Annotated in this window: 18 protein-coding genes; 10 read left to right on the top strand and 8 right to left on the bottom strand. The window is 50.5% G+C overall.

The features are described 5' to 3' along the window. Positions 1-45: 45 nt before the first annotated feature. Entirely contained in the window at positions 46-2,433 is a 2,388-nt protein-coding gene (locus L6466_RS06540; RefSeq protein WP_237803411.1) for an ATP-dependent helicase, read from the bottom strand. A gap of 74 nt (positions 2,434-2,507) precedes the next feature. Here L6466_RS06540 and L6466_RS06535 point away from each other — a divergent pair, with 74 nt between their 5' ends. The 5 genes from L6466_RS06535 to L6466_RS06515 are packed head-to-tail and all read left to right on the top strand — an operon-like array spanning position 2,508 to position 9,057. Then, on the top strand, positions 2,508-4,508 hold the full coding sequence (locus L6466_RS06535; protein ID WP_237803413.1) for a glycosyltransferase family 2 protein: 2,001 nt from the start codon (positions 2,508-2,510) through the stop codon (positions 4,506-4,508). A 6-nt stretch (positions 4,509-4,514) separates the two neighbouring features. Beyond that, positions 4,515-6,029 carry an oligosaccharide flippase family protein gene (locus tag L6466_RS06530; protein ID WP_237803415.1) on the top strand — a complete coding sequence of 505 codons (1,515 nt, stop codon included), beginning with the start codon at positions 4,515-4,517 and terminating at the stop codon, positions 6,027-6,029. 24 nt (positions 6,030-6,053) lie between these two features. After that, positions 6,054-6,959: a glycosyltransferase family 2 protein gene (locus L6466_RS06525; RefSeq protein ID WP_237803416.1), complete on the top strand. Its 906-nt coding sequence runs from the start codon at positions 6,054-6,056 to the stop codon at positions 6,957-6,959. Next, on the top strand, positions 6,938-7,900 hold the full coding sequence (locus L6466_RS06520) for a glycosyltransferase family 2 protein (protein ID WP_237803417.1): 963 nt from the start codon (positions 6,938-6,940) through the stop codon (positions 7,898-7,900). Before L6466_RS06525 ends, L6466_RS06520 begins: the two co-directional genes overlap by 22 nt. Continuing rightward, positions 7,897-9,057: a glycosyltransferase family protein gene (locus L6466_RS06515; protein ID WP_237803418.1), complete on the top strand. Its 1,161-nt coding sequence runs from the start codon at positions 7,897-7,899 to the stop codon at positions 9,055-9,057. The genes L6466_RS06520 and L6466_RS06515 overlap by 4 nt, the downstream gene beginning before the upstream one ends. Before the next feature lie 119 nt (positions 9,058-9,176). On the opposite strand, the gene L6466_RS06510 is transcribed toward L6466_RS06515, so the two are convergent. The 5 genes from L6466_RS06510 to tsaD all read right to left on the bottom strand — a co-directional run bounded on the left by L6466_RS06510 (position 9,177) and on the right by tsaD (position 11,476). Further along, positions 9,177-9,335, bottom strand: a complete 159-nt coding sequence (locus L6466_RS06510) for a DUF4295 domain-containing protein (protein WP_091818262.1) — start codon at positions 9,333-9,335, stop codon at positions 9,177-9,179. Positions 9,336-9,347: 12 nt separating this feature from the next. Then, positions 9,348-9,539 carry a 50S ribosomal protein L33 gene (gene rpmG, locus L6466_RS06505; RefSeq protein ID WP_091818264.1) on the bottom strand — a complete coding sequence of 64 codons (192 nt, stop codon included), beginning with the start codon at positions 9,537-9,539 and terminating at the stop codon, positions 9,348-9,350. 6 nt (positions 9,540-9,545) lie between these two features. Beyond that, on the bottom strand, positions 9,546-9,809 hold the full coding sequence (gene rpmB / locus L6466_RS06500; RefSeq protein WP_091818266.1) for a 50S ribosomal protein L28: 264 nt from the start codon (positions 9,807-9,809) through the stop codon (positions 9,546-9,548). Positions 9,810-9,928: 119 nt separating this feature from the next. Next, on the bottom strand, positions 9,929-10,444 hold the full coding sequence (locus L6466_RS06495; RefSeq protein WP_091854137.1) for a CinA family protein: 516 nt from the start codon (positions 10,442-10,444) through the stop codon (positions 9,929-9,931). Between the two features lie 6 nt (positions 10,445-10,450). Then, positions 10,451-11,476: a tRNA (adenosine(37)-N6)-threonylcarbamoyltransferase complex transferase subunit TsaD gene (gene tsaD, locus L6466_RS06490; RefSeq protein WP_091818390.1), complete on the bottom strand. Its 1,026-nt coding sequence runs from the start codon at positions 11,474-11,476 to the stop codon at positions 10,451-10,453. 210 nt (positions 11,477-11,686) lie between these two features. Here tsaD and L6466_RS06485 point away from each other — a divergent pair, with 210 nt between their 5' ends. Further along, a complete protein-coding gene (locus L6466_RS06485; protein WP_237792858.1) occupies positions 11,687-12,289 on the top strand; it encodes a sigma-70 family RNA polymerase sigma factor in 603 nt (200 codons plus the stop codon). A 24-nt stretch (positions 12,290-12,313) separates the two neighbouring features. On the opposite strand, the gene rpe is transcribed toward L6466_RS06485, so the two are convergent. Together rpe and fmt are read right to left on the bottom strand one after the other, a co-directional pair. Beyond that, positions 12,314-12,961 (bottom strand): ribulose-phosphate 3-epimerase, encoded by a 648-nt coding sequence (gene rpe, locus L6466_RS06480; RefSeq protein ID WP_237792859.1) that lies wholly within the window; start codon positions 12,959-12,961, stop codon positions 12,314-12,316. Positions 12,962-13,149: 188 nt separating this feature from the next. Then, the gene (gene fmt, locus L6466_RS06475; RefSeq protein WP_237796660.1) at positions 13,150-14,115 is read right to left on the bottom strand and encodes a methionyl-tRNA formyltransferase; all 966 of its coding nucleotides are present in this window, start codon (positions 14,113-14,115) and stop codon (positions 13,150-13,152) included. 107 nt (positions 14,116-14,222) lie between these two features. Here fmt and prfA point away from each other — a divergent pair, with 107 nt between their 5' ends. The 4 genes from prfA to rpmA all read left to right on the top strand — a co-directional run bounded on the left by prfA (position 14,223) and on the right by rpmA (position 16,988). Continuing rightward, positions 14,223-15,338 carry a peptide chain release factor 1 gene (prfA, locus tag L6466_RS06470; RefSeq protein ID WP_091818276.1) on the top strand — a complete coding sequence of 372 codons (1,116 nt, stop codon included), beginning with the start codon at positions 14,223-14,225 and terminating at the stop codon, positions 15,336-15,338. A 48-nt stretch (positions 15,339-15,386) separates the two neighbouring features. Further along, positions 15,387-16,214 carry an orotidine-5'-phosphate decarboxylase gene (pyrF, locus tag L6466_RS06465; RefSeq protein ID WP_091854129.1) on the top strand — a complete coding sequence of 276 codons (828 nt, stop codon included), beginning with the start codon at positions 15,387-15,389 and terminating at the stop codon, positions 16,212-16,214. A 175-nt stretch (positions 16,215-16,389) separates the two neighbouring features. Next, positions 16,390-16,707, top strand: coding sequence for a 50S ribosomal protein L21 (gene rplU, locus L6466_RS06460; RefSeq protein WP_091818280.1), 318 nt, complete (start codon positions 16,390-16,392; stop codon positions 16,705-16,707). Between the two features lie 14 nt (positions 16,708-16,721). Next, positions 16,722-16,988: a 50S ribosomal protein L27 gene (rpmA, locus tag L6466_RS06455; RefSeq protein WP_091818282.1), complete on the top strand. Its 267-nt coding sequence runs from the start codon at positions 16,722-16,724 to the stop codon at positions 16,986-16,988. Positions 16,989-17,062: the final 74 nt, after the last annotated feature.

Below are 17,062 nucleotides of genomic sequence, written 5' to 3'. Positions count from 1 at the left end.
CTGTAGTAGTTTATATCATTTGTATTCATCAATGTTCCTCAGGCCCTATTTCACTATAGTGAACTTGGCGAACTTCAGGAGCAGCTGTTTGGTGCCCACATTACGGAACTCGACCGTGGCTTTCTCGTTGTCGCCGGCACCTTCGAGCTTCACCACCGTACCAACTCCAAAGCGCTGATGCTCAATGACAGCCCCCTCGTGGAGGCTATGGGGCGCGGATGAGGGCTGAGCGCTGACGGCTGAGGTCTGGCGGGTGCTGGCCACGGGTTTGAAGCGTCCGCCGCTGGCAATATCTAACTGGCGCTTGAAGCCCTCACTGAAGGGGTCCACCTTAGGTTCCGGGCGACGGGGAGCCACTTGACGGGGCTTGGGATCGGCACGGAACTGAGTGGCCACGGGGCGGGGATTCTGCATCCACTCAGGACCCTCGGAGGCGCGCTGCCAAGGCAGGCGCTGGGCAGACTTATCAAAAGCGCCCATAGAGCCTTCGACATGCAGCAATGAGGGGTCGATATCCTTGATAAAACGTGAGGGCGTGTCGTACTCCATGCGTCCGTAGCGGAAACGGTTTTGCGCACAGGTCAGGATGCAATGGCGCTCGGCACGGGTGATGGCCACATAGAGCAGGCGGCGCTCCTCCTCGAGCTCGCGCATGCTGTTGGTGCACATGGGCGACGGGAAGATATTCTCCTCAAGGCCCACGACAAAGACCGTGGGGAACTCCAGTCCCTTGGCGGAATGGATGGTCATCAGCGACACCTTGGGCTGGTCGGCATCGCCCTCGCTGTCGAGGTCGGTGAGCAGTGCCACCTCCTGCAGGAAGTCGCTCAGGGCAATCTGGTCGCCCTGGTCCTCCTCACGACGGCTCTCCACGAAGTCCTGCATGGCGGCGAGGAACTCCTCCAGGTTCTCCTGACGGGAGAGGTCCTCGGGGTTGCGACTGGAATAAATTTCTTTAGATATGCCGCTCTCCATGATGATGGCGTGGCCCAACTGGTAGGCATCCTCGCCATCGAGGCGCATGCGCCAGCCGTCGATCAGCTGACAGAAATTATTGATCTTGGTGAGGGTGCCCTTGCTGACTTCGAGATGTGCCGGCTGGGTCATCACCTCCCAGAGCGACTTGCCTTCCTTAGAAGCCGTATCCACAATCCTGGAAAGCGTGGTGTCACCAATACCGCGCGTGGGATAGTTGATGATACGCTTCAGGGCCTCCTCATCATTGGGATTGACCACCACACGGAAATAGGCAATCACGTCCTTGATCTCCTTGCGCTGGTAGAAGCTCAGGCCGCCATAGATGCGATACGGGATACCGTCCTTGCGCATCTGTTCCTCAAAGGAACGGCTCTGGGCATTGGTGCGGTAGAGGATGGCAAAATCGCTGTATTCGCATCCATCCTCACGACGGATACGACGAATATCCTTGCACACGATGATGGCCTCTTCCTTGTCGCTATAAGCGGGTTTCAACTGGAGTTTCTCGCCTTCGTCGTTCCGACTAAAAACATCCTTGGGAATCTGACGCTCATTCTTGCGAATCAAACTGTTGGCAGCGCGCACGATGAGTTGCGTAGAACGGTAGTTCTGCTCCAGTTTAAAAAGCATAGCATTATCGTATGATTCCCTGAAACTCAATATATTATCTATATTGGCTCCACGGAAACTATAAATACTTTGAGCATCATCACCCACCACGCAGACACGCTGTCGTTCACGCGTCAGTTGAAGCACAATTTTCTGTTGGGCAAAGTTGGTATCCTGATACTCATCGACCAGCACATACTGAAAACGCTCCACATATTTACGACGTACATCCTCGTGGTTCTCGAAGAGCAGGTAGGTCTGCACAAGGAGATCGTCGAAGTCCATCGCGTTGGCCTGTCGGCAACGCTCAGCATAGTGTAGGTATATCTCAGCAACCTTTGGCTTTTTAGAATCAAAAAGCGAGCACTTCACAAAAGCGTTGGGCAGGATAAGATGGTTCTTGGCCATGGATATCTGGTCGCTCACACTGGAGGGCTTATATACCTTGTCGTCGAGGCCCATCTCCTTGATGATACTCTTCACCAGCGAACGGGCGTCACTCTGATCGTAGATCGTGAAGTTGGAGCTATACCCTATCCGCTCGGCCTCGGCCCTGAGGATACGCGAGAAGACGGAATGGAACGTGCCCATCTGCAGGTAGACGGCCTGATGCTGACCTACCAGTCGGGCAATACGCTCCTTCATCTCGCGCGCCGCCTTGTTGGTAAACGTCAGGGCCAGGATATTCCAGGGTTTCAGTCCTACCTGCTCCATCAGATAGGCTATCTTATAGGTCAGCACACGCGTTTTTCCGGAGCCTGCACCAGCAATTACAAGTGAGGCACCATCGCAATATTCCACCGCTTCGCGCTGACTATCATTGAGTTGTGAAAGTATGTTGTCCATATCGTTAAAATTCGTCTGCAAAGTTAATCATTATTTATAAAATAAAAGCCACTTTTTCACGTTATATTTTCAGTATGAAAAATTCTCCTGAGGAAAAGATGCTGATTTCAGTTGTGACGCCTGTGTACAATGGTGAGAACTTTGTGAAGAGCGCCTACGACTGTCTGTGCCGCCAGACCTACCCGGACTGGGAATGGGTGGTGGTAGACGACGGCTCTACCGACGGCACGGCCAAGTGTCTGGAGACCCTGGCCTCAGGAGACGAGCGCATCCGGTTCTTTCAGCAGAAAAACAGCGGGACGGCCAAGCAGCCCCGCGACCATGCCGTGTATGAGGCGAAGGGCGGATTCGTGTTGCCCCTCGACATAGACGATCAGCTCTCAGACGACTACCTGGAACGGATGGCGGAGCGTCAGCAACAGACGGATGCCGACATCATCTACCCCCAGATGCTCTTTGTGGACCTGGACTCGGGAAAGACCACGCAGACGCTGCCCGCAGAGGGATTTGACACGGACAAGGTGTATGAGGCCAGGGAACTGGTGAAGGAGACGGTGCCGGAATGGCGCATCGGGTGCAACGGCGGACTGTATCGCAAGAGTGCCTGGATCAACATGAGCTACCCGGAGAAGAAGGAACCCATCTGGATGAACTCCGACGAGGTGGACGAGCGCCTGTACCTGATTCACGCAGGGAAAGCGGCATTTGCCAAGGCGCGCTACTACTACCAGAACCACGAGGCGTCGACCACGACACGCATCTCACCAAAGGTTTTCCATACGCAGAAGACGGCCCTGCAACTGCTCGACATCATGGAGCGGGAATTCGGCAAGGACAGCGAGGAATACCGCAGGACGATGCGTCGCACATTCTGCGACTGGCGCTGGAAGATGATGCTGTTCGTGAAGCATCACGAGGAACTGACGGATGCCGATGCTGAGATACAAAGGAACCTGTCTGACTGTTTCAAGCGTCTGGATGCCAGTGTGCTGACCAAGGCAGAACGTATACAGTTCCTGAACCTGAGGAGTTTTCCGCTGGTGCTGGCGCTATACTGCCTGAGATACAACCGGGCGCTGCTCAAGGAGAAGGTGATGCAGCGCAGGAATCCGGAGGGATTTGCCAACACCTACACCAGGAAGCGCGAGGAAGAGAAAGTGTGCAGGGAGACAGCCAGGAGCTATCTGCAGGGAAAGACGCTGAACAGCTACGAGCCATACGTCATCAGCATGTTTTGCGGCAACGCACCCAGCGGCGGGCTGATAGACCGTCTGAGGGGTGCCGTGAGCGTGTATCAGGAATGTCTGGCTACAGGACGCGCGTTCAAGTTGCACTTCACGCATCCGTTCCTGCTGACAGACTATCTGGTGCCGGGTACATACGACTGGACCGTGAGTCCTGACGAGGTAAGCTTCAGTCCGATGCAGTCACGCACGCTGATAGCCAGCAGCGTCTATGACTCGCCAGGGGAACGGCAGATGCACCTGAAACAGATACAGCAGGCGCTCGTCAGCAGCAGGGACGTGCAGACGCACGCCTACACGAATGCTGCCTTCTGCTATGACAACGGCTTTGCGCAGTCGTTCCGGGAACTGTTCAAGCCCTCGGCACGGCTGCAGCAGCATATCGACAAGATCAAGGCGGAGATTGGCGGGAGCTACGTCACGGTATCGGCCCGCTTCTGCAACTGTCTGGACGATTTCAACGAGGAGGTGTACTGCGAACCGCTGTCGGTCACAGAGCGTCAGCAACTGCTCCATAGTTGCATTGCCCGATTGCAGGCTGTCAGGGATGAGCATCCACACGACAAGCTGGTGATCTGCTCGGACAGCACGACCTTCATCGAAGAGGCAGGGAAGCACTTCGATATCTACACGACGCCTGGCACTATCTCGCATATCGGGAACGACGGCGTGCACAACTACGAATACTACGAAAGGACCTTCCTGGACTTCTACATCATCGAAGGGGCCAGCGCAACCTACCTGCTGAAGGGGCCGCACATGATGATGAGCGGATTCCCGTATGCGGCATCGCTGGTGGGAGGAAAGGAACTGAAAACGATACAATTCTAAACGGACATGACCAACGAGAGGAAAGTCAGCGCATACCGCAGAATCATGTCGAGCACGGCCATCTTTGGAAGTGCTCAGGTGCTGAATATTCTCGTGAATATCATCCGTGCCAAACTGGTGGCCCATATCCTGCACTCTACGGGTATGGGTATTTCCTCGGTATTCAACTCGGCGGCCAACACCATTCAGCAGTTTTCCCTGATGGGACTGAACGTGTCGGCGGTGCCGCCAATCTCGCAGGCCGGCAATGATGCTGACCCGAAGGTGCTGGCCTTCACCGTGAGGCTGGTAAGGCGCATCGTGCTGATGGCCTCACTCCTGGGTCTGGTCATCACGGTGGTGTTCTCGCCATTGCTGTCGGCCACGTCGTTCAACGACCAGAAGCATATCCCGTATTTCCTCCTGCTGAGCGTTGCCGTATTCTTCAACGTGATGGGCATGGGCGAAATGGCGGTGATGCAGGGTATGCGGAAATACAAGATGCTGGCGTTCTGCTCTATCGTGCCGCCGATGTGCGGACTGATGTTGAGCGTGCCTATCTACTTCGTATGGGGTATCGAGGGTATCGTGCCGGCCATGATCGTGGGCAACGTCATCTACTTCGTCGTGATACGCCTGTTGTCCTACCGCCATAAGAAGGAGATGCCGCAGGAGAGGATTTCGCTGAGGACCATGTGGACACAGGGACGCGGCATCATCAAGTTTGGCGCCGTCATGACCCTGGGGTCGCTGATTGGCACACTGACCACGTATGCACTGGTAGCGTTTATCAATAATATAGGCAGTACGGAGGACGTGGGTTTCTATCAGGCTTGCAACGTGATTACGGTGCAGTACACAGGACTGGTATTCACGGCGATGGCAACCGACTACTACCCTAACCTCTCGAGTCTGATAAAGACGAACATCCAGGAGACTTTCAGGGTGGTGAACCAACAGACGGAGATTACGATGCTGATAATCACGCCACTGGCTATGATACTGATGCTGACGGCCCCGCTGGCTATACGCATCCTGCTGACAGAGGAATTCCTGAGCATTGAGCGGATGGTGTGCTTCATGGGTATGGCCACGGTACTGAAAGCGCTGTGTTTTGCGCGCGACTATATCATCTACGCCAAGGGGGACAACAAGATGATTTTCTGGGTGGAGGCCGTATGGGGCAGTACGAAGACATTTGTCATCATGGCTGTGTTCTATTATTTCCTCGGACTAGACGGACTGGGCTATGGGGCGCTGTGCGTGTCGGTGGTAGAGGTCATCGTCAGTCTGATACTGATTCCGTGGCGCTACCATTTCCGCTTCACGCGCAAGACCATCAACCTGATAATCATCACCACGGTGATGGCAGCCATCTGCCTGACAGGCTCGCAGATTCCCTCCACACTGGAGAAATATGCGGTCATGGGCATCATCAACGCCGTCTGCATCGGCTACTGCATCATACAGCTCAACAAGCGTATGGATCTGCGCGCTATCGTCAGACGGTATAAAAACAAATGCAAAAAGGTGGAGGATTAGAAAAGTTATTCGTATCTTTGCATCATGAAACTGAGTATCGTCATACCTGTATATAATGTAGAGGACACGCTCGACAGATGTATCGAGAGTGTGCTCCATCAGGGCATCGGCGATTTCGAGGTGATACTGGTGGACGACGGGTCAAGGGACAAGAGTGCGGCAATCTGTGATGAATGGCAGGCAAAAGACGCGCATATCCTCGTGATTCATCAGAAGAACCGCGGACTGAGTGCTGCGCGCAATGCAGGTATCTGTAAGGCATCTGGCGAACTGATTACGTTTGTGGACTCTGACGATTTTCTGAAGGAGGGAACATACAGCGGCATCATAGCGCTGGCAGAGAGACATGATATCGTGGAATATCCAGTATGCAGATTTCACCAATCCTCCAGTCAACAGATTATTTCTTTCTCGGATAAGGTCTATACAGACCCTAAGCGCTACTGGCTGGACGCGAAAGGCTACAGTCATACCTACGCTTGTAATAAGCTATACAAACGGAGCCTATTTGACAATATACGTTTTCCTGAGGGTCAGGTATTCGAGGATGCTGCAACCCTGCCCCGATTACTGCAGACAGCAAGGAATATCTGCACGGTGAATCAGGGACTGTATTACTACACGCTGAACGAGAAGGGTATCACAGCCACAGCAAACGGGAAGGAGTTAAAGAACCTGTTGGACAGTCATATCCATACGATGCGCCAATGGAACGACACCCTGTATTATATGCATGTGCTGAATATCCAGATGGACGTCTGTGAACTGTCTGGCGAGGCACCTACCCTACCCTTTATGCGCATCAATCCCTTGGCAAAGAGACTGCCGGCAAGACTGCGTGTCAAGGCATTGCTGCTGGATATATTCGGCATCAACGGAATTTGTAAAATCAATAAAGCGATACACCAATGGAAGAAACCCCGTTCATAAGTTTCATCATACCGGTCTATAACGTCCCCACGGAGATGTTATGCGAATGTCTGGACAGTATTATCCGACTCTCCTTGAGGAAATCGGAACGGGAAATCATCGTCGTTGATGATGGCTCGCAGGTGTCGCCCCTCGGTGCGCTCAACAACTACCTGGACGATATCATCTATATCCGTCAGAAGAACGGCGGACTGGGATGTGCGCGCAACAGGGGTCTGCAGAATGCTACGGGACAGTATATCCAGTTTGTGGATGCCGATGATGCGCTCATCACCAATCAGTACGAGCATTGTCTGGACATCGCCCGTTTCAAGGGACCGGACATGGTGATGTTTGAGTTCAGCAGGCAGGATCAAAGTCAGAAGGTATATGCCGACCAGAAGGCTGCCACGGGACGCTATCTGCTGCGTCACCAGAATATCAAGGCTACGGCATGCGGATATCTGTTCAAGGCTACCATCCTGGGTAACCTGCGCTTCACCACGGGTATCTATCATGAGGATGAGGAGTTTACGCCGCTGCTGATTCTGCGCGCCGGTTCTATTATACAGACGGATGCGGAGGCGTATTTCTACAGGAGCAGGGAGGCCTCGATCACAACGAGTCAGGATGCACGCAACACGGTGAAGCGGCTCAACGACTTCAAGGCGATTATCTACCGGCTGTACCAGTTTGCTGCCGTCATACCGGGAAGCGACCGCATGGCGCTGCTGCGACGGGTCCACCAGCTGACAATGGACTATATCTATAAGGTGATTGTGGAGACGCGCAACAGGCATTACCTGGACCGACAACTGGAGGAGCTGCGCAAGAAAGGACTGTTCCCGCTGGCCGACAAGGAATACACGAAGAAATACAAGTGGTTCCGCCGACTGACGAACACGAAGATAGGACTGGCCTTCCTGATGCGTACGCTGCCATTAATCAAGAGAGAGAGATGAGGATACTGCTACTAGGAGAATATAGCAACGTACACGCCACACTGGCTGAGGGACTGCGCACGCTTGGACATGAGGTCACAGTGGCATCGAATGGTGACTTCTGGAAAAACTACCCAAGGGATATTAACCTCAGCAGGCAACCTGGAAAACTGGGGGGACTGAAGCTCTTGGCAAAGGTCTGTTGCCAACTGCCACGATGGAGGGGGTATGACGTGGTGCAACTCATCAACCCGATGTTCCTGGAACTGAAGGCGGAATGGATATTCCATATATACAGATACCTGAGAAGATATAACAGGAAGGTGGTGCTCTGCGCCATGGGCATGGACTGGTACTGGGTAAACGAATGTACGAACAGGAAGCCTCTGCGCTATAGCGACTTCAACATAGGCGACCAGCTTCGCACCGACGAACCTGCATTGAAGGAACAGCGCGACTGGCTGGGTACGACGAAGGAGAAACTTAATAAGTTTATTGCGGTTGACTGCGACCAGATCATCGCCGGTCTCTACGAGAACTACGTGTGCTATGAGCCTTACTTCAAAGAGAAGACGCACTTCATCCCCCTGCCCATCAAGATGCCAGAATCAGACATCTTACATCCGCTCGAGCTCCGCTCGCTTGCTACCGAAGGGACGCAAGAACCATCATCCCTCATCCCTCAGCCATCAGCCCTCATCCATCAGCCCTCATCCATCTTCATCGGCATCAGCAAGGGACGAAGCGCCTACAAGGGTACCGACATCATGCTACGGGCTGCCGAGGATGTATTGCGTGCGCATCCTGATAAGATGAAACTCATCAAGGCGGAGGGAATCCCGTTCAACGAATACCAGAAACTGATGGACGGTAGCGACGCCATCCTGGACCAGCTCTACAGCTACACCCCATCCATGAATCCCCTGCTGGCTATGTCAAAGGGTATTATCTGCATAGGTGGCGGTGAACCCGAGAACTACAAGATACTGGGAGAGAACGAACTGCGCCCTATCATCAACGTACAACCTACGTACGAGAGCGTGCGCGATGAACTGGAACAGTTCGTCCTTCACCCTGAGCGCATCCCTGAACTGAAGCGCCAGAGCATAGAGTACGTACGCCGCCATCACGACTATATCAAAGTGGCCCGGCAGTACGAGCGCATCTATTCTGAATAGAAAAAAAAATAGAACGCAGCCCTTTCCAAAAAGAAAGACTATCAAGACACAAAAAAAAGGCTGTACACATGATTGCGTACAGCCTTAATTATTTAGATAAAAAATATAATCTAACTAGATTAGTTCTTGAAGAAGTCCTTAACGGCTTCGTTGGGAACCATCTGCTCATCGAAGATGTAAGCACCAGTCTTGGGGCTCTTTACCATCTTGATAACCTTAGAGTAAGCGCGACCATCCTTCGAACCTTCGTGGAGGGTAGCAACGGTTTTCTTTGCCATTCTTTCTTACAATTACTTAATCTCCTTATGAAGAGTCATCTTCTTCAGGATGGGGTTATACTTCATCAACTCCAGACGCTCAGCTGTGTTCTTACGATTCTTGGTCGTAATGTAACGGCTTGTGCCGGGAAGACCACTATTCTTCATCTCGGTGCACTCCAGGATAACCTGAACGCGATTGCCTTTTGCTTTCTTGCTTGCCATGGTCTATTAGTCTCCTATTACTTTAATGTCTTTCCAATCCACGAAGCCTTTGGCTACAGCCTGCTTCAGAGCGGCGTCAAGACCTACTTTATTAATCATACGAAGGCCAGCAGCGCTGATCTTCAACTGAATCCAGCAATTCTCCTCTACATAGTAGAACTTCTTGCTGAACAGGTTTACGTCAAAGCTGCGCTTTGTGCGGTGCTTTGAGTGAGACACATTATTACCAATCTGTGCCTTCTTTCCTGTAATTTGACAAATTTTAGACATTGCTATCTACTTTAATTGTGTTCCTTTTTAGTAACTTACTCCAAACAGGGTGCAAAGGTACGAATTTTTATTGGAAATTAAAAATAGAGAATTGACAATTATTAAACTCTTAAAGTTTTTTAACTTTCCTCGCCTTCACTGGTTGCATCCTCGGCCTTCAAGAAGTCGCAGAACATCTGTACAGCTTTATTGGTAGCAAAGGTCAGATTCATGTCTCGACCATTGTCTTCTTCTATCTTACATGTAACCACTTTTTCCGATGTACCACATGCCAGCCAGATAGTACCAACAGGAATTTCTTTTGTACCACCTCCAGGACCAGCTAAGCCCGTCGCCGCGATAGCATAATCGGTGTTCAACACCTTGCATGCGCCCTTCACCATCGCAACAGCAACCTCTTCACATACAGCGGTTTTCTCTTCTATCAAATCATGTGAAACTCCCAACAGGTTTTCCTTCACTTCATTCACATAGCAGATGATACCACCCTTAAAATATTTAGAAGCACCTGGTACAGAGATAATTGCTTCTGCAATACGACCACCAGTACAACTCTCTGCAGTAGAAACAGTTTTTTCTCTTTCCCAAAGCAGCTGACTAATCTCTCTGCTTATAATCTTTCCTTCGAAATCCATATCTTTTTACTTAAATGTTACTTTTGAAAAAGCAGGTGCATCTATCGGACAGAACTCACCATCCAGATATTTATAATGACCCACGATACCTATCATTGCTGCATTATCCGTGGTATAGCTGAACTTAGGAATATAAATGGTCCAGCCATAACGGCGGGCGTGATCCTGGAAAGCATTGCGCAAACCATTATTTGCGCTGACACCGCCGGCAACGGCAACATGCTTGATACCCGTCTGCTTCACAGCCAGACGCAGTTTCTTCATCAGGATATCCACGATTGTCCATTCCAGAGAAGCTGCCAGGTCCTCCTTGTGATGCTCCACGAAATCAGGATCTTCCTCCACCCATTTGCGCAAGTTGTAAAGGAAGGAGGTCTTCAAACCTGAGAAACTGTAGTCGAAGCCAGGAATCTGAGGTTCGGAGAACTGATAGGCCTTTGGATTACCCTGACGGGCCAGACGGTCGATAATAGGACCACCGGGATAGCCGAGTCCCATCACCTTCGAACATTTGTCTATAGCCTCGCCTGCAGCATCATCGATAGTCTGACCAAGCACCTCCATATCGTTATAGGCACGTACAAGCACAATCTGTGAATTACCACCACTTACCAGCAAACAGATGAAAGGTAATGGCGGACAATGCTGGTCATCTTCAGACTCCTTGATGAAATGGGCCATGACATGACCTTGCAGATGGTTTACGTCTATCAGGGGAATACCCAAGGAGCGGGCGAAACCCTTGGCGAAACTGACACCTACCAGAAGGGAACCCATCAAACCGGGTCCACGGGTAAAGGCTACAGCCGTCAACTGCTCCTTTGTGATACCAGCTTTCTTAATTGCCTGATCTACAACAGGTACCACATTCTGCTGATGGGCACGGGAAGCCAATTCCGGCACAACGCCACCATAAGCTTCATGCACCGCCTGCGAAGCAGTAACATTGGAAAGTAAGACGCCATTTTTCAGCACTGCAGCCGAAGTATCGTCACAACTGGACTCTATACCTAATATATATATATCACTCATTTCTATCAATCCTCTCAGTTTAAATATCACCAAAAGAGACTGCAAAGGTACTAAAAAAAATAGCACGTACGGCAAAAAAATATGCGAAAAATTTGGTCGTTACATATTTTTTACCTACTTTTGCACCGATAAACCTTTATTATTAACTCATAAAAACAAAATTTATTGCCTATCGAAACAAAATTTACTTCATAAAAAATTACTTGACATATGAAGAATTTTGAAGGAGTATCCGACGAAGCGTTGGCACTACTCTACGTAAAAGGTGATAACCGTGCGTTTGATGAGTTAATCAGTCGCACCCAGACAAAGTTGTTCACTTACATCATGTTCGTAGTTCGCGATCATGACATTGCTGACGACATCTTCCAAGAGACATTCGTCAAGGTCATAACCAAACTGCAGCAAGGGTTGTATACCGACTCTGGCAAGTTCCAGTTTTGGATTACACGCATTGCGCACAACTGCATCATGGACTGGTACCGCCAGCAGCAATCTGCCCATATCGTTGACGCCAACGAAGAGAACGACCTGCAGAACCTGAAAAATGCGTCTGTCATGGACTCCAATAAGGAGGCCGAGATGATTAATGAGCAGATTCTCATCGACATCAAGAAGATGATGAACACTCTGCCCGCTCCTCAGCGTGAGGTTGTCTATATGCGATACTTCCAACAGCTTTCTTTCAAGGAGATTGCCGATCTGACCGGTGTCAGCATCAACACATCACTGGGACGTATGCGCTACGCCCTGATTAATCTCAGGAAGATGGCCAAGGACAACAAAATAGAACTGGCGCTCTGCGAATACTAAATCCTTATCAGCAAGGAGCCGCGGTTACAGGCTCCTCAACTGATGGATGACGTCTTCAGGACTAGAAGCTTTGAACACATAGCTTCCACTGACAAGCACGTCGACACCCGCAGCAACCAGACGTGGTGCTGTTTCACCTTGCACACCACCGTCGACTTCTATCAATGCACGACTGCCCGACTCATTTATGAGCTGACGCAGTCGTTTTACTTTCTGAATCGTATTCTCAATGAACTTCTGTCCACCGAAGCCCGGATTCACACTCATCAGAAGCACCATATCCACATCACAGATCACATCCTCGAGCACGGAGACAGGCGTTGCCGGATTCAGCGTCACACCAGCCTTCATACCAGCCTGATGAATCTCCTGGATAGTACGATGCAGGTGCAGGCAGGCCTCCTGGTGCACATTCATCATCATAGCACCAAGCTTTGCCGTCTGCTGAATATAGCGCTCCGGTTTCTCAATCATGAAATGAACATCAAGCGGCTTCTTACATGCTTTCGCCACAGCTTCCAATACGGGGAAGCCAAACGATATGTTGGGCACAAACGAACCATCCATCACGTCCAGGTGAAGCCAGTCAGCCTCCGAACGGTTAATCATTTGAATATCTTGGTCGAGATGCAAGAAATCGGCCGCTAGAAGAGAAGGTGAAACTAAAGTCATTTTTTCTTTTCCTAATTAATTGAGGCAATAAGCCTGCTTATTTTCTACCCGATAGGTATAAGCTATTTCTTTAATCAGCTTGAGCGTCTTCTCGCTCGGATGCGTTTCATCATAAGTAAATATCTGCATAGGCATCTCCTTTTATATGTTTACATTATTAGTAACGTGATGCCTCGCAAAATATTATATCATACAGCAGAATATTTTTCTATCTCCTTCATGCCGTTGAGGAAAGCCTGCGCATCCATACGTTTTTTTCCAGCCAGCTGCAGCTCATCGATTTGCAGCCAGGCATCTGCACATGCGATATACAGATGTTTTCTGTCAGCCATCAAAGTGCCTACCCTGTCATTTACCTGTTTATCTGTCTTGGTGGCACGGAATATCTTCAGAACCGTATCCCCACCCTTTTCGTCTTTCAGGACCGTCCATGCACCGGGATAAGGCGACAAGCCACGCACAAAGTCGTAGATACGCTTTGCGGGCTGGTTCCAGTCTATCTGACACGTCTCCTTGAAAATCTTCGGAGCCGCTTTCAACTCGGCACACTCTTCCTGGGGAATACTTGCAGGATGTCCGTCGGCAGCAACGATAGCCTCGAGTGTCTCCATACAAATCTCTGCGCCCAGATGCATCAGGCCATCATAGACATACTCCACATTGGCGTCATCAGGAATAGGAAAATGCTTCTTCATGATAATACGTCCGGTATCAATATCATGATCCAGGAAGAAGGTTGTCACACCCGTCTCTGTCTCACCATTGATAACTGCCCAGTTAATGGGGGCCGCGCCACGATACTGAGGCAGCAAGGCGGCATGGACATTGAAAGTGCCGTATTCAGGCATAGCCCATACCACCTCAGGCAGCATACGGAATGCTACCACGACCTGAAGGTTGGCTTGATACGAACGAAGCGTCTCCACGAACTCGGGGTCTTTCATCTTCACGGGCTGCAGCACGGGCAGATTGTGCTCCAACGCGTATTTCTTCACCTCTGAAGGCTGGAGCTCATTCTGATGACGGCCTACGGGTTTGTCTGGCTGGGTGACAACAGCCACCACATTATAATGGTTTTCAACAAGTGCTTTCAGGGTCTCGACGGCAAACTCCGGAGTACCCATAAATACTATTCTTAAATCTTCTTTTTGCATTTTCATATCGCTTTCAGAGTGCAAAGATAGATAAAATTTCTATTATAGGCCCTCAAAGTCGATTATTTTTTGTACTTTTGCACCCAAATTATGATTAACAACTTTTTATGGCAGAAACAACAAACAGTATTTTACAGAAACTTGACGGATTAGAGAGCCGATTTGAAGAGGTTTCAACACTCATCACCGACCCCGCTGTGATTGCCGACCAGAACCGTTTCGTGAAACTCACGAAGGAATACAAGGACCTGGGCGACATCATGGATGCACGTAAACGATACATCAACTGTCTGAACAGCATTAAAGAAGCAAAAGATATCCTGGCCAACGAGGACGATCCCGAGATGAAGGAGATGGCCCGTGAGGAACTGGCTGCCAACGAGGCCCTCCAGCCCCAGTTGGAAGAGGAAATCAAGATAGCCCTCATTCCGAAAGATCCTGAAGATGCGAAGAATGTACAGATGGAGATTCGCGCCGGAACAGGTGGTGACGAAGCCTGTCTCTTTGCCGGCGATTTGTTTAAGATGTACAAGAGTTTCTGCGACTCAAAAGGTTGGACACTCTCTGTGACCAGCGTCAGCGAAGGTGCTGTAGGCGGCTACAAGGAGATCGACTTTGCCGTGAGCGGTGCCGATGTATACGGCACGTTGAAATACGAGAGTGGTGTACACCGCGTTCAGCGTGTGCCTGCCACGGAGACCCAGGGCCGTATGCACACATCAGCAGCAACGGTAGCCGTCCTGCCCGAGGCCGACAAGTTCGAGGTACATATCAACGAAGGTGAAATCAAATGGGATACCTTCCGTTCTTCTGGTGCCGGTGGCCAGAACGTGAACAAGGTGGAGTCTGGTGTTCGCCTGCGCTATATGTGGAAGAACCCCAATACCGGAGAGACCGAGGAAATCCTCATCGAGTGTACCGAGACGCGCGACCAGCCAAAGAACAAGGAGCGTGCCCTCTCGCGCCTGTACACTTTTATATATGATAAGGAACACCAGAAATACATGGACGATATAGCCAGTCGCCGTAAGACGCTCGTCTCTACCGGTGACCGTTCGGCTAAGATCCGCACGTACAACTTCCCCCAGGGACGTGTGACCGACCACCGTATCGGCTATACGACTCACGACCTGCAGGGATTCCTTGGTGGTGACATCCAGGCAATGATCGACGCCCTCACCGTGGCCGAGAATGCCGAGCGAATGAAAGAAAACGAATTATAACCAGTTGAGTATGTTACTGTGGTACAGCAACAAACAACCATAAAGAATATGACACGTCAAGAACTCATTCAACAGATTAAGCAGAAGCGCAGTTTCCTCTGCGTAGGTTTGGATACAGACCCTAAGAAGATGCCCCAGTGCGTCTTCGACCTGCACGACCCCATTTTCGAATTCAACAAGGCCATCATCGATGCCACTGCCCCCTACTGTGTGGCTTACAAGCCCAACCTCGCTTTCTACGAGGCCTATGGTATCAAGGGTATGGAAGCTTTCGTGAAGACCTGCGAATATATCAAGGAGAATCACCCCAACCATCTGATTATCGCAGATGCCAAGCGTGGTGATATCGGTAACACCAGTCAGATGTATGCCCGCACGTTCTTCGAGGAATACAACATCGACGCACTGACCGTGGCACCATATATGGGTGAGGATTCCGTGACACCCTTCCTGCAGTACGAAGGCAAGTGGGTTATCCTGCTGGCCCTGACCAGCAACAAGGGTTCGCACGACTTCCAGCTCACGGAGGATGCCCAGGGCGAGCGTCTGTTTGAGAAAGTGCTGAAGAAGAGTCAGGAATGGGGCAACACCGACAACATGATGTATGTCGTAGGTGCCACTCAGGGCAAGATGTTCGAGGACATCCGCAAACTGGCTCCCGACCATTTCCTGCTTGTGCCTGGCGTAGGTGCCCAGGGCGGTTCTTTGCAGGAAGTATGCAAATATGGCATGAACAAAGACTGCGGTCTGCTGGTCAACTCCAGCCGTGGCATTATCTATGCCTCTAACGACGACCACTTTGCAGAAGTGGCAGGCAACAAAGCCCGCGAACTGCAACAGGAGATGGACGAGGAACTGACAAAAGCAGGTCTCTAAGTCTATCCTACAGGTTAAAAAAACATAAAAGTTTAGCATTATATCCGGTGCAATAGGTTCTATGTAATAGAAAATTAGTACCTTTGCACCCCGAAATGAGTCCGTGGAGGCAGGGTTAAGTGTGTACGGACGTGCACCGCCTTACGGAAAAAACCCTATTTACAAACAAAATCAAATGTACGCAATTGTAGAAATTCAGGGTCAGCAGTTTAAGGTTGAGGAGGGCAAGAAGCTCTTCGTGCACCACATCAAGGACGTGGAGGCAGGCAAGACTGTTGAGTTTGACAAAGTGCTGCTCGTAGATGCCGACGGCGCTGTCAAGGTTGGCGCACCCACCGTAGAAGGTGCAAAGGTAGTAGTAGAAGTAGTGAACCCGCTGGTAAAGGGCGACAAGGTGATTGTCTTCAAGATGAAGCGTCGCAAGGACTCTCGCAAGCGCAACGGTCATCGTGAGCAGTTCACTCAGGTAGAAGTTAAACAAGTAATCGCTTAAGGAGGAACAGCAGTATGGCACATAAGAAAGGTGTAGGTAGTTCTAAGAACGGCCGCGAAAGTGCAGCTCAGCGACTTGGTGTGAAAATCTGGGGTGGCCAGAAGTGTATCGCCGGCAACATCATCGTTCGTCAGCGTGGTACAAAGCACAACCCCGGTAACGGTGTTGCTATTGGTAAAGACGATACCCTCTATGCCCTCATTGATGGCACAGTGAACTTCCACAAGGGTAAGTTCAACAAGAGCATCGTTTCAGTAATACCCGAAGCTGCTGAAGCATAACACAACTTACAAACAAAAACACTTATTCCAAACAAACAACAGAGCCCTGTCTTTCGAGACAGGGCTTCTGCTTT

Source organism: Prevotella communis (genome assembly GCF_022024175.1).
GTDB lineage: Bacteria > Bacteroidota > Bacteroidia > Bacteroidales > Bacteroidaceae > Prevotella > Prevotella communis.
This window is presented reverse-complemented; position numbering and strand designations above follow the sequence as displayed.

Coding starts and splice junctions, on each gene's coding strand:
- L6466_RS06485 (WP_237792858.1), top strand. CDS start 11,687: ATGAAGAATTTTGAAGGAGTATCCGACGAAGCGTTGGCACTACTCTAC.
- prfA (WP_091818276.1), top strand. CDS start 14,223: ATGGCAGAAACAACAAACAGTATTTTACAGAAACTTGACGGATTAGAG.
- L6466_RS06535 (WP_237803413.1), top strand. CDS start 2,508: ATGAAAAATTCTCCTGAGGAAAAGATGCTGATTTCAGTTGTGACGCCT.
- L6466_RS06510 (WP_091818262.1), bottom strand. CDS start 9,335: ATGGCAAAGAAAACCGTTGCTACCCTCCACGAAGGTTCGAAGGATGGT.
- rpe (WP_237792859.1), bottom strand. CDS start 12,961: ATGACTTTAGTTTCACCTTCTCTTCTAGCGGCCGATTTCTTGCATCTC.
- L6466_RS06540 (WP_237803411.1), bottom strand. CDS start 2,433: ATGGACAACATACTTTCACAACTCAATGATAGTCAGCGCGAAGCGGTG.
- L6466_RS06520 (WP_237803417.1), top strand. CDS start 6,938: ATGGAAGAAACCCCGTTCATAAGTTTCATCATACCGGTCTATAACGTC.
- fmt (WP_237796660.1), bottom strand. CDS start 14,115: ATGCAAAAAGAAGATTTAAGAATAGTATTTATGGGTACTCCGGAGTTT.
- rpmG (WP_091818264.1), bottom strand. CDS start 9,539: ATGGCAAGCAAGAAAGCAAAAGGCAATCGCGTTCAGGTTATCCTGGAG.
- rplU (WP_091818280.1), top strand. CDS start 16,390: ATGTACGCAATTGTAGAAATTCAGGGTCAGCAGTTTAAGGTTGAGGAG.
- tsaD (WP_091818390.1), bottom strand. CDS start 11,476: ATGAGTGATATATATATATTAGGTATAGAGTCCAGTTGTGACGATACT.
- L6466_RS06515 (WP_237803418.1), top strand. CDS start 7,897: ATGAGGATACTGCTACTAGGAGAATATAGCAACGTACACGCCACACTG.
- L6466_RS06495 (WP_091854137.1), bottom strand. CDS start 10,444: ATGGATTTCGAAGGAAAGATTATAAGCAGAGAGATTAGTCAGCTGCTT.
- pyrF (WP_091854129.1), top strand. CDS start 15,387: ATGACACGTCAAGAACTCATTCAACAGATTAAGCAGAAGCGCAGTTTC.
- rpmA (WP_091818282.1), top strand. CDS start 16,722: ATGGCACATAAGAAAGGTGTAGGTAGTTCTAAGAACGGCCGCGAAAGT.
- L6466_RS06530 (WP_237803415.1), top strand. CDS start 4,515: ATGACCAACGAGAGGAAAGTCAGCGCATACCGCAGAATCATGTCGAGC.
- L6466_RS06525 (WP_237803416.1), top strand. CDS start 6,054: ATGAAACTGAGTATCGTCATACCTGTATATAATGTAGAGGACACGCTC.
- rpmB (WP_091818266.1), bottom strand. CDS start 9,809: ATGTCTAAAATTTGTCAAATTACAGGAAAGAAGGCACAGATTGGTAAT.